Annotated in this window: 16 protein-coding genes; 13 read left to right on the top strand and 3 right to left on the bottom strand. The window is 42.5% G+C overall.

Annotated features, from left to right (window positions below):
- Window positions 1–178 precede the first annotated feature (178 nt).
- The 7 genes from AC570H_RS14860 to AC570H_RS14830 all read left to right on the top strand — a co-directional run bounded on the left by AC570H_RS14860 (window position 179) and on the right by AC570H_RS14830 (window position 6105).
- A complete protein-coding gene (locus AC570H_RS14860) occupies window positions 179–424 on the top strand; it encodes a GIY-YIG nuclease family protein (protein ID WP_497356161.1) in 246 nt (81 codons plus the stop codon).
- Window positions 425–654: 230 nt separating this feature from the next.
- Complete coding sequence (locus AC570H_RS14855) at window positions 655–1221, top strand: GrpB family protein (protein WP_497356159.1); 567 nt, start codon at window positions 655–657, stop codon at window positions 1219–1221.
- Window positions 1222–1312: 91 nt separating this feature from the next.
- Window positions 1313–2143 (top strand): class I SAM-dependent methyltransferase, encoded by an 831-nt coding sequence (locus AC570H_RS14850; protein WP_497356157.1) that lies wholly within the window; start codon window positions 1313–1315, stop codon window positions 2141–2143.
- 3 nt (window positions 2144–2146) lie between these two features.
- Window positions 2147–2632: a DUF1648 domain-containing protein gene (locus AC570H_RS14845; RefSeq protein WP_497356155.1), complete on the top strand. Its 486-nt coding sequence runs from the start codon at window positions 2147–2149 to the stop codon at window positions 2630–2632.
- 161 nt (window positions 2633–2793) lie between these two features.
- Window positions 2794–3759: a formylglycine-generating enzyme family protein gene (locus AC570H_RS14840; RefSeq protein WP_497356154.1), complete on the top strand. Its 966-nt coding sequence runs from the start codon at window positions 2794–2796 to the stop codon at window positions 3757–3759.
- Between the two features lie 22 nt (window positions 3760–3781).
- Window positions 3782–5107 (top strand): Gfo/Idh/MocA family protein, encoded by a 1326-nt coding sequence (locus tag AC570H_RS14835; protein WP_497356152.1) that lies wholly within the window; start codon window positions 3782–3784, stop codon window positions 5105–5107.
- Window positions 5107–6105, top strand: a complete 999-nt coding sequence (locus AC570H_RS14830) for an FAD:protein FMN transferase (RefSeq protein WP_497356150.1) — start codon at window positions 5107–5109, stop codon at window positions 6103–6105. Before AC570H_RS14835 ends, AC570H_RS14830 begins: the two co-directional genes overlap by 1 nt.
- 208 nt (window positions 6106–6313) lie before the next feature.
- Here AC570H_RS14830 and AC570H_RS14825 read toward each other — a convergent pair whose 3' ends face one another.
- Entirely contained in the window at window positions 6314–6904 is a 591-nt protein-coding gene (locus tag AC570H_RS14825; protein WP_497356148.1) for an insulinase family protein, read from the bottom strand.
- A gap of 372 nt (window positions 6905–7276) precedes the next feature.
- Window positions 7277–7882 carry an insulinase family protein gene (locus AC570H_RS14820; RefSeq protein WP_497356146.1) on the bottom strand — a complete coding sequence of 202 codons (606 nt, stop codon included), beginning with the start codon at window positions 7880–7882 and terminating at the stop codon, window positions 7277–7279.
- A 237-nt stretch (window positions 7883–8119) separates the two neighbouring features.
- Between AC570H_RS14820 and AC570H_RS14815 the strand changes: the two genes are divergently transcribed.
- The 5 genes from AC570H_RS14815 (at window position 8120) to AC570H_RS14795 (ending at window position 13342) form a co-directional block, all read left to right on the top strand.
- Entirely contained in the window at window positions 8120–8818 is a 699-nt protein-coding gene (locus tag AC570H_RS14815) for a LytR/AlgR family response regulator transcription factor (RefSeq protein ID WP_497356144.1), read from the top strand.
- Window positions 8818–9183, top strand: a complete 366-nt coding sequence (locus AC570H_RS14810) for a hypothetical protein (RefSeq protein WP_497356143.1) — start codon at window positions 8818–8820, stop codon at window positions 9181–9183. The genes AC570H_RS14815 and AC570H_RS14810 overlap by 1 nt, the downstream gene beginning before the upstream one ends.
- Window positions 9184–9239: 56 nt before the next feature.
- Window positions 9240–10109 carry an aldose 1-epimerase family protein gene (locus AC570H_RS14805; RefSeq protein ID WP_497356141.1) on the top strand — a complete coding sequence of 290 codons (870 nt, stop codon included), beginning with the start codon at window positions 9240–9242 and terminating at the stop codon, window positions 10107–10109.
- Between the two features lie 86 nt (window positions 10110–10195).
- Complete coding sequence (locus tag AC570H_RS14800; RefSeq protein WP_497356139.1) at window positions 10196–12571, top strand: phosphocholine-specific phospholipase C; 2376 nt, start codon at window positions 10196–10198, stop codon at window positions 12569–12571.
- A 228-nt stretch (window positions 12572–12799) separates the two neighbouring features.
- Window positions 12800–13342: a GNAT family N-acetyltransferase gene (locus tag AC570H_RS14795; RefSeq protein ID WP_497356137.1), complete on the top strand. Its 543-nt coding sequence runs from the start codon at window positions 12800–12802 to the stop codon at window positions 13340–13342.
- 212 nt (window positions 13343–13554) lie between these two features.
- Here the strand turns inward: AC570H_RS14795 and AC570H_RS14790 are convergent, their stop codons facing one another.
- On the bottom strand, window positions 13555–14805 hold the full coding sequence (locus AC570H_RS14790; protein ID WP_497356135.1) for a DUF2130 domain-containing protein: 1251 nt from the start codon (window positions 14803–14805) through the stop codon (window positions 13555–13557).
- A gap of 106 nt (window positions 14806–14911) precedes the next feature.
- Here AC570H_RS14790 and AC570H_RS14785 point away from each other — a divergent pair, with 106 nt between their 5' ends.
- Window positions 14912–15577 (top strand): SMI1/KNR4 family protein, encoded by a 666-nt coding sequence (locus AC570H_RS14785; protein ID WP_497356133.1) that lies wholly within the window; start codon window positions 14912–14914, stop codon window positions 15575–15577.
- The last annotated feature ends 119 nt before the right edge of the window (window positions 15578–15696 follow it).

Here is a 15696-nt window from a genome sequence, read left to right as displayed (position 1 = left end):
CAGCTGGTTCAAGCATCCCGACTTCACGTCGGGAGGGTCGGGGGTTCGAACCCCTCAGCTCCCACCAAAAGAAAGCCTCACAGAAATGTGGGGCTTTTTTGTTTATAGCGATTTTCTTTGTTCAGCTAAATTCAAGCCCAGTGCTTTTTAATTCCTCTGGATACTTCTATATTTAAACATGCATTATGTTTATATCTTATTCAGTGCATCCCTAAACAAATATTATATTGGCTTCACATCAAATCTTGAGGAGCGGTTAAAAAAGCACAATTCCAATCATATAGGATTTACTGGGCGTATTGGCGATTGGCAGATTGTTTGGCAAGAAGTGCATTTGGATAAATTGACGGCTATGAGAAGAGAGCGCCAGATTAAGAAATGGAAAAGCAGAAAAATGATTGAAAAGTTAATTGCTGAAAGCTAGCTCAGCTGGTTCAAGCATCCCGACTTCACGTCGGGAGGATCGGGGGTTCGAACCCCTCAGCTCCCACCAAAAGCCTTACAGAAATGTGAGGCTTTTTTAGTTTAACGCGACTTCCTCTTCGTACGCAGGCATCTCAACGAAATAGATTCTGAATAAAGCCATAGATGACGATCAATCCTAGTTCTAATAAAGATTTCTATATTTAGCCATTGATCAACAAGCCCATAAAAATGACCAAGTTTATCGAGCCTTATAATCCCGAATGGAAAACCGAATTTGAAAGCATTCGTCGCGTAATCAAAGCAGCAATTGGCAATCTAGAAATTGATATTCGACATGTTGGAAGTACCTCGATACCAGGACTAACCGCCAAACCCATTTTAGATATCGATCTCGTTTTAACAGATAAAAGTTTGTTGGGCGAGGTCACTTCAAGGCTTGAAAAATTGGGCTATCAAGCGATGGGGGAGCAAGGAATTATTGGCCGATTTGCTTTTAAGCAAATTGCTGAGTTTATACCATTAACCGATCTAAAACGAAAATGGCAAACCCATCACCTTTACGTTTGCTATGCAGATAGTTTGGCATTAAAAAACCATTTGTTGTTTCAGCAAGCGCTTTTAGCGGATGAAAACTTAATCAAGACATATTCGCAACTGAAAGAATCAATAACGGAAGATACCCAAATTACCATAGAAGAATATTGGAAGAAGAAAACAGGTTTTATCCTGTCGGTTTTAGAAAAGATGGGGTTGAGCAAAGAAGAACTTAAAGAAATAACAGATGCCAACAGCTAAAGTGCAAGAGTTTAAAATTAGGTATCAAACAGAAAGCCTTTACATTATTATTTAGGAGCTTGCAAAATAAATACTTGTTTTATATTTGTCTATGGCCCTCATCAATCCCACCATCGATTCGTTTTATAACCAGAGCTCCGAAGAAACACGTTTACAGTTAGGCCTTGGTCCTTTAGAATTTGCACGGAACAAAGAACTCATTTCCAAGTACCTTAAAAAAAACAAATTAGCCATTGCCGATGTAGGCGGTGGTCCAGGTCATTATGCCGCATGGCTAAGTGCTTTGGGCCATGAAGTTACTTTGATAGATCCGGTACAAAAGCACATCCAGCAGGCTGAAAAAAGAGCCAAGAAATCTAAAAATCAATTTAAGTCGCTATTGGGCGAAGCCAAAAAATTGCCTTTTGCCGATAATAGCCAAGATGTGGTCATTTTGCATGGGCCATTGTACCATATCCAGGAAGAAAAAGAACGTTTACAGGCCATTAACGAAGCCAAACGCGTGCTGAAAACCGGAGGTGTTGTGTTGGGTTTTGCCATTACATTTGCCGCTTCTACTATGGCAGCCTTTCAAAGTGGTATGTTCCATCAGCCTGCTATTTTCGAAATGTGCATGGGCGAGTTGTCAAGCGGCATGCACCATCCGCCAAAAGCTTTTCCAGGCATGTTGGCCGAAGCCTACTTTCACCGCCCCTCAGGTTTGATCAGTGAGTTTGAAGCCTGTAGGCTAAAGGTGCTCAATCTGGTTGCCGTAGAAGGGGTGGTTTGGATGGACAAATCCTTTTTCGAGAGCTGGGCAACTGCCGAAAAGCGGAAAAGGCTGATGAAACTCCTGGCGCAGACCGAATCAGATCAGGAACTGCTGTGTTTGAGTCCGCACATGATGCTGGCTGCGCAGAAAATAGAAGCAAACCCTCAATAAGAAATGGAAAGGCCAAAGCTAGCTTTAACCCTAACGCCATTAGACAAAGCCATTAGTTTATTGGGCTGGCTATTGCTTGTTGCTTTATGGGTACTTACATTGTTCCATTATGCAAAACTGCCAGCAATTATTCCTACGCATTACAATGCCTTAGGTAAAATAGATGCCTATGGCAGCAAGGACACGATCTTTATTTTACCTGTTATCGGAACGGTTCTCTTTGTAGGATTGACGATTCTCAACCGCTTTCCTCATATATTTAATTATCCGACCGAAATTACTATAGCTAATGCCGAGAAACAATATATCATCGCTACGCGCATGATCCGGGTGCTCAGGCTAATGCTTGTGTTGATCTTTTTGCTCATTCAATTCAAAACGGTACAAGCTAGCGCTACAGGTTTGGGCGTTTGGTTCCTGCCCCTAACGCTGGCTTTGATCTTTATCCCTGTAGGCTATTTTGTAGTTAAAGCATTTAGGCAGAAGTAAATCTAGCAAAGCTGCCTAGTGTGAATAATACACTCTTATTGCCTAATAATTAAAAAAAACTTTCTATTTTTAGTGATGTGAACCCTCATGATTCGCCAGTCCACTGAACTATTAACAAAATCATGATCGTTTCATTGCCGATGAAAAACTACTTTAAACAAATGAGAAACAAACTATTGCCCTTGCTATGCCTGCTATCTATCGGCATGCAAGCTTTTGCGCAAGAAACCCAACAACCTTACCGACAGCAAATAGAAGGCACTAAGCTTTCTTTCGAAATGCAGCCCATCCCGGGAGGGAGCTTTGCTATGGGCAGTAAAAACGGCGCCAAAGACGAAGCCCCAATACATCAGGTTAAACTCGATCCGTTTTGGATTAGCAAATTCGAAGTAACATGGGATATTTATGAACCTTTCCTTTATAAGGATTACGAAGTAAGCAATAGCGTTGGTGCCGTTCCAGCCCAAGTTGATGCGGTAACGCGACCAACCAAACCTTATTTAGACATGACTTTTGGCATGGGCAAGCAAGGAAAACCTGCCTTGGCAATGACCCAATACAATGCCATCCAGTTTTGCAAGTGGCTGTATGCCCGAACCGGTGTGTTTTATCGCCTGCCTACCGAGGCAGAGTGGGAATACGCTTGCAGGGCAGGGAGCAAAGACGATTATTTTTTTGGCAGCGATCAAAAAAAACTTGGAGAATATGCCTGGTTTAGCGGGAATAGCGAAAAAAAGACCCATGAGGTAGGCCAGAAAAAAGCCAATGCATGGGGCTTGTACGATATGCATGGCAATGTGGCCGAATGGACCTATGACCAATATCAGCCTGATTTTTATGCTGGTTTGAGCAAAGCCGAAGCCAAAAATCCGGTAGCTGTAGCCGATAAATTATATCCTTTGGTTATTCGAGGCGGTTCGTATGAGGATGATGCCAAAGCCTTGAGATCGGCGACAAGAAGAGCTTCAGAGCCAGCATGGAAGCAGATAGATCCTCAAATTCCGAAAAGCAATTGGTGGTTTCCAGAAGCGCCATTTATCGGAATTCGATTAGTTAGGCCAGTAAATCCACCAAGCAAGGAAGAAATTGAAGCCTATTACAACAAAGCACCAATAGCAGATTATTAACCTAAATAAACCTATAAACCCTATGACTAATAACAATAAAACACAAAACGAGCGAAGAGAATTTCTAAAGGCTTCGGCGTTGGTAGCTGGTGGCGTAATGCTAAGTGGCTATACATGGGCCGGCGCGCCTTCATCAGTTGACGATACCATTAAAATTGCCCTTATTGGCTGTGGCGATCGTGGTACAGGTGCCGCTTTCCAGGCACTCAGCACAAAGTTTAACCTAAAGCTGGTGGCTATGGCCGATGCTTTCCAAGACCGTTTAGACAATAGTTATAAAGTACTTTCAGATAAGTTTAAAGAGAAGGTAGATGTACCCAAAGAACGTCAGTTTGTTGGCTTTGATGGCTATAAACAAGCCATTGCCTTAGCTGATGTGGTACTGTTGGTTACCCCTCCAGGATTTAGGCCGATCCATTTCGAAGAAGCCATTAACCAAGGCAAGCATGTATTCATGGAGAAACCTGTTGCGGTAGATTCGCCAGGGATCAGAAGAGTTTTGGCCGCTGCAGAACAGGCCAAGCAAAAGAAATTAAACGTAGTAGTTGGATTGCAGCGTCGTTACCAAACCAATTACCGCGAAACGCTTAAAAGAATTCAGGATGGAGCCATTGGCGACATCGTTTCTGGTCAGGTATATTGGAACAGCGGCGGCGTTTGGGTAAAACAGCGTCAGCCCAACCAAACCGAAATGGAATACCAGATGCGCAACTGGTATTATTTCAACTGGTTATGTGGCGATCATATTGTTGAACAGCATGTACACAACATAGACATTGCCAACTGGGTTAAAAATGCTTATCCGGTTTCGGTGCAGGGAACTGGCAGCAGGGCCTGGAGAACAGGTAAAAACTATGGAGAGATTTATGACAACCACGCCGTAGAATTAACCTATGCAGATGGCTCTGTCATTTACAGCCAATGCCGTCACTTTGAAGGAATCAGTAACCGTGTGGACGAAACTTTCCAAGGTACCAAAGGCCGTGTTTATCTTTCGGCTGGCAATAACGGGATTTTGTGGGATCATAAAGGCAAAGAGATTTTTAGCCATCCAACCAAAGGTAATGCCAATCCGTACCAAACCGAACACGACGAGTTGTTTGCGGCCATTTCTAAAAACGAATATAAATTCTGGGATGCAGAGAGAGCGGCGAAAAGTTGCTTTACTTCTATCATCGGCCGTTATGCCACTTACTCTGGCGAGGTGATTAAATGGGATGAAGCTTTAAAAGCAGAAAACAGCCTGTTGCCAAGCCAATTTGCATGGGATGCCCAGCCTAAGGTGCTGCCAGATGCAAACGGACTTTACCCTATTCCAACGCCGGGTAAAACAAAAGTACTTTCTTAATGAAATTTTTGCTGCTGCCCCTAACTTGTTTAGGGGCATTTTTTATTTTTGCGTTTCCCAAGCCTACCCTTCGCGAGTTCAAAATTACTGGAGAAGCACAGGGCACAACCTATGCCGTAAGCTATTATGCCGCTGATAGCGTAGTGAGCAAACAGCAACTAGATAGCATTTTAAAGGTGATAGATCTTTCAATGTCTTTGTACAAGCCCAATTCAAAGATCAGTCAGTTTAATCAAGCGGCTAATGGCCTCCAACTAGATGCCCATTTTCTGAAAGTGGTAAAAAGATCTTTTGAAATCTATAATGATACCCAAGGTATTTTTGATATTACGGTTGAACCTTTTGTAAACTACTGGACCAAAGCCAGACACGAACCAAACAGTGCCGATTCTGCAAGCATCAAGCAGTTGTTGCCTAACATAGGGATGGATAAGCTGGAACTAAAAGGCAACTACTTGGCCAAACAAAAAGCGGGCATTCATTTAGATGTAAACGGAATTGCGCAAGGCTATTCAGTAGATGTAGTAGCCGACTTTCTAGCTAACCATCAAATTGCCACCTATGTAGTAGAAATAGGGGGCGAGATCAGGCTAAAAGGTCCTAAGCCCGATGGCAAACCCATGCGCATAGGCATTGAAGGTCCAGACAGTAACAATCTAAATACGCCCACCATTAAGCATGTTTTAGCGGCCAATCAAGGGGCAATCACCACTTCGGGCAATTACCGCAGGTATTTGGAAACCAAAAGAATGTCGTATTTGATCAATCCAAAAACTGGCTTTCCGCTAAACGGCGAAATCGTCAGCGTAACTGTATATGCCAAAGACGCCATCACCGCTGATGGATATGACAATGCCCTTATGGCCATGAAAGTAGGTGAAGCACTCGATTTTGTAAATAAACACGAAGCTTTAGAAGCTTATTTCATCTATAAAACCCCAGACGGGAAACTTGCAGATACCGCAAGCACAGGGTTTAAAAAAATGCTAGTCAATTAGATTTCCCCTCCCTTGGAGGGGTGCCCGAAGGGTGGGGTGGTTATGCATTTAATCTAAAATCGATCTATTCGACACCCCGGTCTGCGACCACCCCTCTAAAAGAGGGGAATTATACTTTATCCTAAAAAATAAAAAAGCCCGACAATTTAATGCCGGGCCTTTACTTAACCTCTATTCTAATTGGTGTTCTTCACAACACTTTGTTTGATTATTTTGTCAGAGTTGCAGCTTCGTTTTTCCAGTTGCCAAAAGCCTTGGTCGCCATGGCTTTTGCAGTTGCTACGTCAATGTCGCCAGCAATGGTAATGAAAGTATGCGCAGGATTGAAATGATCAGCATAAAAAGCCTTTACTTCATCTAAGCTAACATTGGCTAAATCAGCATTATCTTCGATGCCCTCAAAAGCCTGTTTGCTCAGCTCGGGATTGGTTATGTTTGCCGAAACAAATTGTAAAGCTTCTTCAAATTCGGCAACATTGGTTGCTGTATTGGCTTCTGCTAGGGCAAGACTTACCTTAGGTGCATTTTCGTTGCTGTTTGTAGTATTGTTTTGGAAGGTATTTGCTTTGCTGTTTAAAAAGCTGTCGAACACTTTGGCCGCATTGTGTTTTGCCATGGGGCGTGGGTGTTCAATAGTTAAACGAGAATAGATTTTGCCCATTCCGGCATTTTGTGCCACAATAACGGTTACCCCGTTTTTAAGTTTGAAAGATACTGGAGCTTTCATGCTTTGGGCAAAAACTGTATTAAAGGTAAAAAGACTAAGGATGAAGATTGCGGTTTTGATAGTGAATTTCATGATGTTGTAATTTATAGATTGATTAACTGCTGTTTAAATTATTTTCTTTTAATTAACAGTACAAAGGTAGGTCGAGTAGCCTATCCCACTGAAGAGCCAATAGTTAGAAAGGCAATAATGTTCGACGAATCGCCTTGATTGAGCTTTGAAATAAAATTGAATGTTTATCCAAAGAATGCTATTCTTTGCTTTGATGTACAGTGGGTTACAGAGTTTTATTCACGAATAGTCAATCATTAAAAACCTCTATTTAAGGATTAAAAGGGTTTTTTCTCGGCTAAAATTGTAAAAAAAACAAAGCCCGCATCTGAAGCTGAGCTACAGGTGCGGGCTATTTAATTGGGTTAATTAAATTTCTTTTAAAATAACGGGTTATTTAGCTAATGCAGCTGTTTCCGTTTTCCAGTTGCCAAAAGCTTTGTTCACCATCAGCTTGGCAGCAGCGGAATCAATATCACCAGCAATGGTAATAAAAGTATCGCTTGCCTTAAAGTGTTTGGCATAAAAGCTTTTTACATCGTTTAAGGTAATGGCTTCCAAATCGGCTTTGTTGCCTTTAAGCTGTGCCTTCATTTCTTCAAAGGCTTGCTGGCTTAACTCTGGGTTTAAAATATTGTCGGCCACAAATTGTAGGGTCGGTCCAAAGTCGGCAATATTGGTCGTGGTGTTGGCTTCGTCAACAGATAAGCTCACCTGTGGTACAATCGTATTGTCTTTGTCAACATTTTGATTAAAAGCGTTTGCTTTTCCATTTAAAAAGCTTTCGAAAATCTGTGCTACGTTTCTTTGTGCCTCCGTGCTCGTGTTTTCGATGGTTAGGCGAGCGTAAACTTTGCCGAGGCCAACATTTTGCGCTACGATAACGGTTAGCCCGTTTTTAAGTTTGAAGCTTACAGGCTCTTTCATGCGCTGTGCGAAGGCCGCATTAAAAGCAAATAAGCTAAGGATGAGAATAGAGATCTTTGCTGTAAATTTCATGGAGTATAAATTGTGCTAAGTAATTTTAAAATTTTACGGTCATAAAGGTAGCTTATATCTCTATATGTCTGAACAAAAAATAGTTAGATGGGCGTAAATAATCGACGAATGAGTTCAAAATGTCGTTAAAAACATATAAAAAGGCTGTTTTTAAAATGAACAGATTGAACAAAATTATAGTGATAGGCCTTGAACATATTAATTATTTTAGTGTAGCGTGTAGGGATAAACTATGTTATGATGAACTGCCTAATAATTGATGATAATGAAATTGCCCGGCTAACCCTGCGCCAGCTGGCCATGCTCGATCCATCGTTGAACATTGTTAACGAATGCAGCGATGCGGCAATAGCCTATGGTGCAATTCAGGCCAGCCAGATAGATCTTTTGTTGCTGGATATCGAGATGCCCGGCATGAGTGGAATCGAATTGGCCAAAAGCCTTGTTCAAAAGCAAACCATGATCATTTTTACCACCTCAAAAAAGGATTATGCCGCTGAGGCCTTTGAACTGAACGTGGTCGATTTTATCATCAAACCCATCGCTCCTGCTAGGTTTTTGCAGGCCATCGAAAAAGCAAAAGATACGTTTAAAAATAAAAGCGCCAAGGGCAAAGAACCGATTGACGAATTTATGTTTATCAGGGACTCGAATACGGTGAGGCGCATCAAAATTGATGACATCCTTTACCTCGAAGCCAAAGGCGATTATGTTAAAGTTACCGTTAAGGATAAAACCTATACCGTACATTCATCGCTAAAAGGCATCGAAGACAAGCTGCCTGCCCACGTATTTTTAAGGGTGCACCGATCTTATATCATCAATGTTGGTAAAATAGATACCATTGAAGGTGGCACCTTGATCATTGGCCAAAATTTGGTTCCGGTATCGGATGCCTATAAAAACCTGCTCAACAAACGAATGCAAATTATATAATGGAACTGGAACAGCAAGAAAAATATCGCCTGTTAGACCTGAGTTATATTAAAGAAATAGGCAAAGGCGACTTGGAATATGAACGTAATGTAGCTAAGCTTTTTTTAACCATTGTTCCCGAAAATCTTTCCAGTTTAGAAAGAGACATGGAAGACGGCAATTATGCCAATGCAAAAAGTACCTTGCACCATATGCAGTCGAGCATCTCTATAATGGGTTTTTATCCTAAATTGGAGAAGTACATGGAGCCTACCGTATATTCAAATATTCAGCCTAAGCAGTTTCAAAAAAACGTGCAAATGATCCTCGCCATCTGCAAAGAAGCACTCGTAGAGGCCAATCGTTTCCTCCATTCGCTCGAATAACGTTAAATGTTGTTATTTTTCTAGGTCTGAATTGTTCAAACACCTATTTTTATTGAATGGTAATTGCTATAGAGAATGAACATATCAAAGCAACTTTTGCTACAAAGGGGGCGGAGCTGCAGCGTGTAACCGGCGTTCATAGTGGAACAGAGTATTTATGGAGCGGCGATGCCCAATATTGGGGCAAGTTTAGTCCGGTACTTTTTCCTGTCGTTGGCGCACTTAAAGACAATACCTATTTTTATGAGGGCCAATCTTATACCTTGCCCAGACATGGCTTTGCACGCGATATGGAATTCGATTACCTGCTGGCAAATGAACATGAAATTCTTTTTACATTAAGGCATAGCGAAGAGACCCTTAAAATATATCCTTTTGAATTTCGGCTGAACCTGCGCTACAGAATTTACGGAGCCAGCCTCTGCTGTACCTACGAAGTGCATAATCCAGCTACCAAAGAACTGCTCTTTTCGGTAGGTGGGCATCCCGCTTTTGCCGCACCTTTAAACGGCGAGGGCTGCTATAGCGATTATTATTTAGAGTTCAACAAAGACGAAGAACTGGTTTACCACCATATCGTTGATAACCTGATCTCCGACCAGACTTCAACCCTTCCGCTTAAAGATGGAAAGCTACATTTGAAACACGATCTCTTTTACGATGATGCCTTGGTGTTTAAGCAGCTTAAAAGCGATGAAATATCCCTAATGAACAACAGGAATTACAATGGCCTTAGTTTCAAATTCGAAGGCTTCCCGTTTTTCGGTGTTTGGGCAGCTAAAGATGCCAATTTTGTATGTCTGGAACCTTGGTGTGGCATAGCCGATGCCATGTATAGCGGGCAGCAGCTTGCAGACAAGGAAGGGATAGAACGCCTCCGCACCCAAGGCAATTGGGAACGCACCTGGAAGGTCACTTTCTTTTAAAGTACTGTTGTTAAAAAATTAATCTCATTCTTTTTTGATTCAGCTTGGGAGCGCGTACATTTGGGCACCTATTCCTATTTATACCTATGGATTCAAGAAGAGATTTTATTAAAAAGGCAAGTCTATTGTCTGGGGCTCTTGGCCTGTCTAACGTTATTCCCATGTCTATTCAGAAGGCAATGGCCATTAATGCCGATCCGGGAACGACCTTTTATGATGCCGAACACGTTGTTTTTTTGATGCAGGAGAACCGTTCTTTCGACCACATGTTCGGGAAAATGCGTGGCGTACGTGGCTTTAACGATCCGCATGCCAAAACCCTGCCCAACCAGAATAAAGTGTGGCTCCAAAACGACGAAAAGGGAAATACTTATGCGCCTTTTCATGTAGATATCAATAAAACCAAAATTACCTGGCAAGGTGGCTTGCCCCATTCTTGGTCAGACCAAGTAGCAGCTAGAAATAAAGGCAAGTACGATAAATGGGTACCTGTAAAATCACTCATGACCATGGGTTATTACCAGAGGGAAGACATTCCTTTTTATTATGCCATGGCCGATGCCTTTACCGTGTGCGATCACAATTTCTGTTCGTCGCTAACAGGCACTACGCCTAACCGTTTGTTCTTTTGGACCGGCACCATCCGTCCGGAGCAAAAAGCGGCGGCGGTTCCTGTGGTAAATAATTCGCAGGCCGAATCCCAAGACAATGTATTTGTAGATTGGGAAACTTTTCCTGAATTGCTGGAAGAGCATGGCGTAGATTGGAAAGTATACCAAAATGAATTGTGGACCCCAAAACTGCAAGGTGAAAATATCGACGATTGGTGTGGCAATTACGGTGATAATCCACTTGAATACGTGAAACGCCACCATGTGAAACTCTCGGCTTATTTCCGTAAAAATGGAGATCATACCAGTAATCCGCCATTAAGCGTAGCTCAGGTACTGGAAGCCTACAATAAGCTTTCGCAAAAGGAAAAGAACCTGATTGATAAGGCTTTTGCAACCAATATTGCCAATCCAGATTACCTTAAATTGGCACCCTTTACCTTTACCAATGATCAGGGTCAGCAAGAAACTTTAAATATTCCCAAAGAAGATATTTTTGAGCAGTTTAGAAAAGACGTCGATGGCGGAAAACTGCCTACTGTTTCGTGGCTGGTGGCACCACAGCGTTTCTCAGACCATACGAGTTCGCCGCTTTATGGCGTTTGGTATGTTTCTGAAGCCATTGATATCCTCACCAAAAACCCGGAGGTTTGGAAGAAAACGATCTTCATCTTAACCTATGATGAAAATGACGGCTATTTCGACCATTTGGCCCCTTTTGTGGCACCAAAACCTAACGATGCCTCTACAGGTAAAGTAAGCGAGGGTTTGGATACTTCGGTAGATTACGAATTTAAAAAAGACAGTCCGATTGGTTTGGGCTACCGTGTGCCTATGGTCGTGGCATCGCCGTGGAGCAAAGGCGGTTATGTAAATTCTCAGGTTTTCGACCACACTTCTTCTTTAATGTTTCTCGAGAAATTTTTGGGGCATAAAACCGGAAAGAAAATCAAGAGCAGTACCATTAGTCCATGGCGCAGGGCCATTTGTGGCGATTTAACTTCTGTGTTTAGACCTTATCATGGAGAGAACCTCAATGTGCCATCGCGCCTAAAGCGAGAAAAGGTAATTACGGGAATCCAAAATGCCAAATCAAAGCCTGCCCAAGTAACGCCAACACCGCTTCCTGTAGCAGAAGTCTCGAAAATCAACAGCATGTTGCCATTCGTTAAAGGAGCTTCGCCATATGCGCCGGTACAAGAAAAAGGAACACGTTTGGCTTGTGCCTTGCCTTACCAGTCATTTGTAGATGGAAAGTTAAGTGCTAATAAAGACGAGATTGTGATCGATTTTATGGCCGATAAGACAGCCTTTGGCCAGGAAACAGAAAACAGCGGGGCGCCATTTAATGTGTACACTAAAAATAGTTACAAGGGAGATGCCGGCAGAACCTGGGCTTATGGCGTAAAAGCTGGCGACCAGTTAAGCGATACCTGGAAAATCAGCGAATTTGAAAACGGCGTTTATGACCTTTGCGTAAATGGCCCGAATGGCTTTTATAGGAGATTTAAGGGCACGGCACAAGATCCCGGCTTGATCGTTTCTTGTAGGCATGAGCTAGGCGGACTGATGAAAAAAGCAACTGGAAATTTGCAGCTGCTATTAGAAAATAAAGGTGACAAGGCAATAGAAGTGCATATTACTGACGAGGCCTATAAAATTGCCAATATGATTGTGCAGTTGCCTGCCAACAGCCAAAAAGAAGTAGCTATTAACCTAAAAAAAAGCAATGGTTGGTATGGGTTTACAATTTCAGTTAAAGGCGATCAGCAATTTGTAAGGAACTATGCCGGTCACGTAGAAACCGGAAAAGAGTCGATTAGCGATCCTTTAATGGGAGGGTTGCTTTAGAGTCAGAAGTCAGAAGTCCGAAGTCTGAAGTCAGGGGTCCGAAGTCTAATTTTCTAGCAAAAATTATCGTCATTGCGATCCCGAACACGCTTCGGGAGAAGCAATCTCCGTTGATCAATTTCCTCCGCGCATCATCCCGGACTTGATCCGGGATCTATTTCGAGCGAGATGCTGGATCGGTGTCCAGCATGACGAATTGATGGAATGCACGCAATCAATCGATACCTTATGCTCTTTGTACATTTCTTCTATTCTTTGCAGTTAAAGCCTGATTCGTTAATTTTGGCTATGCAGCCTGTTTTAAGACCCATCCAGCAAAGCGACGACGCCGATTTAGCCAAACTCATTAAAAGTGTACTGGCCGAATTTAAGGCCAACAAGCCCGGTACCGCTTATTTTGACGAAAGTACCAACCATTTATCAACCCTATTTGCAAACCCTAACTCGGCCTATTGGGTATGGGAGGAGGAAGGAAAAATTATTGGTGCTGGAGGTATTTATCCAACCGAAGGCTTGCCCACTGGTACTTGCGAATTGGTGAAGCTTTACCTTTATCCCGAAGCGAGGGGTAGGGGTTTGGGTAAAATCCTGATGCAAAAATGCTTTGAAGAAGCCAAGTCTTTGGGCTATCAAAATATTTACCTCGAAACCATGCCCGAATTAAATCAGGCGGTAAATATGTACCATGCCCTAGGCTTTAAAAGCCTGAGCTGTGCCCTCGGTAATTCTGGCCATTTTGGCTGTGATATCTGGATGGTGAGGGAGCTCTAGCTAAAGAGTCGTCATGCCGGACCTGATCCGGCATCTATTGCCGCAAAATTTCTGTAAAGAGCTTACCGCATAGGCACATCGTTTTATCTAAAGGTTTTCAGTTTGCAATTCGCAGTTTTCAATTACAAATAATGCTTATACGAAACTATGTTTCTATGTGGTGTAATTATATAAAGAGATTCTGAAACAAGTTCAGGCTGATGTACTGCGGGTTAATCCAGCAACAAATCATCTTCATCATCAGTTAAGCTCAACTGGATGTTATCGGTACCCGAAATGCCTTCTATTGAACCGCGGATATGCGCTGCATTCAACAATACCTTTTCCAATTGTTTTTCGCGGGCCTTCCATAGTTTTTCCATGGCATCGCGCTCGCGTTGGATCGATAGTTTCATGCTCATAAAACCCTCACGGATGGCTTTCCATTGTTCAGAAAATTCGTTGCTTGTTAAATAGTCGTACAACATGTGCATTTTGTCGCCTTTGTTTTCTTGAGATTTGGCAGCGCTAAATAGTTTCACGATTCCGTCTCTCAAAATATAGGAGACTGCTTTTACCTCATCGAAAGAGCAGATCCAAACCCCATCTTTTTCGCCAAAACAATCCATGCCTTTCGGGTAGGTTTGCGTAACAATTACGGCTACGTCAATGCCCATGCTCCGCATATCTTTTTTCAGTTTCTCAATCCATTCCATCGAGAAGTCTTTGGTGCGTTTGCTTTCGTAAATGATCCTTCCGCAGTCCTGTCCAAATTGGTTGCGCACATTGTGCACACAGTCGGCACCGCGAACGCCTTTGCCAACTTCTTCAATGGTATCGAAAGGGAAGGTGCTGCGCAACAGTTCTTCTAAAATCAGTTCCTGTACTTCGCCCTGCAGTTGCATAGAGCCTTGTTCGGCCTTGCGCTTCATTTCTTCGGCCAGCTTTTTCTGGTCGTCCAGCTGTTTTTCCAGTTCCTTCACCCTCAGCTGATGTTCGGTTTCTTTCAGGCTGTTTTTTTCCAGTTCCTGCTTGCGCACTTGTGCCACCAATTCTTCACGCTGTTCTTGTAGCCTGCGTTGGATATTCAGTTCTATTTCGGCTTCGCGATTTTTGATTTCCTGTTCCTTTTTTAAGAACTCTACTTCTTTATGTCGCGCCAGCTTCAACTTCTCTTCGTTTTCTTTGTTGGTCTCGTCCAGCATTTTCAGTTTGTTCTCAAAATCGGCGCTAATGGTTTTGCGCAGATTTTCAGCTACCGATGCCTGCAAACTTGCCTTCTCTTGTGCCAGTTTCTGTTCAAATGCCTGTTCCTGTTGTTTCTTTTGCAGTTCAAAAAGTTCCAGCTTTTTCTGGTATTCCTCATCTTTTTTACGCAGATGAATGGTCATTTTCTCTTTTAGATCTTGCTTGTACTCTTCTGCCATCACCTCTTCTATTTGAAAAGTATGACTACAATTCGGACATTTTATTTCTGTTGACATGCTTCGTGTTTTTGCCGTATCCGGATTTCGAACGGATTCAAAAATACGGAAATTATAAATAGGATTTAACTGGCTATTGTCTAAATTTGGGAACAAGATATCCTATATGTGGTACCAGGATCTTCAATTCTATAATCAACAGCGGGGTTTATCTCCAAGCCAAACGGAAGCTGTTTTAGCTGCTCCTATTTCGGCAGAGGAAATCGTTTTGTTGAAACAAGGCTTACAGAAAATGGGTATTACTACAGTTTTCCCTGCAGATTGGGTAGTTCCTCCTTTCGTTTTACCAGAAGAGTTCAGGCAGCTGTTGCGTTATTCAAATGGTGGCGGGATTATTCATGGCGAGAGGGAATTCGGTTATTTTTCATTGGCAGAAATACGCGAGTATTACCTCCATTATCACTTCCCTCAATACACGCCTTATTTTCTGCCCATTGCTTTTAACGGAGGGGGCATATTTTATGCGTATGATTATCGGCAGCAGCCACAGCCGATAATTGCCGTCGCGTCAGGTAATCTGGCAGCAGACGATATTGCGGTACTGGGCTTTTCCCTGAAAGAAGTACTGGCATCTCCCTTTGATATAGCAGATGAGCTTTATCCTGCATCATTTGGTTCGGGGCAACAGGATGACGAACAGCTATTCAAAAAGCAGGAGCTCCAGAGACAGCTCAAACAATTACAGCGGCAAAAAGAAGAAGGATTGATTTCTTTAAAAGACTATCTGCTTACTAAAAAAGAGCTGGAAACAGTGTTGAAGCAACTTGGTTGATTTTTTGGTATGAAGGATCGTTTTCCCCTTAAGGTCTTGCTGATGCTCTTTGTATTCGGATCTCGAGCGGATTCAAAAATACGGAAATTATAGATAGGATTTTACTTGCTATTGTCTAA

The sequence above is a fragment of the Pedobacter sp. B4419 genome (genome assembly GCF_059693725.1).
The sequence above is the reverse complement of the archived record's forward strand: the minus strand, read 5'-3'. Positions and strand labels throughout refer to the sequence as shown.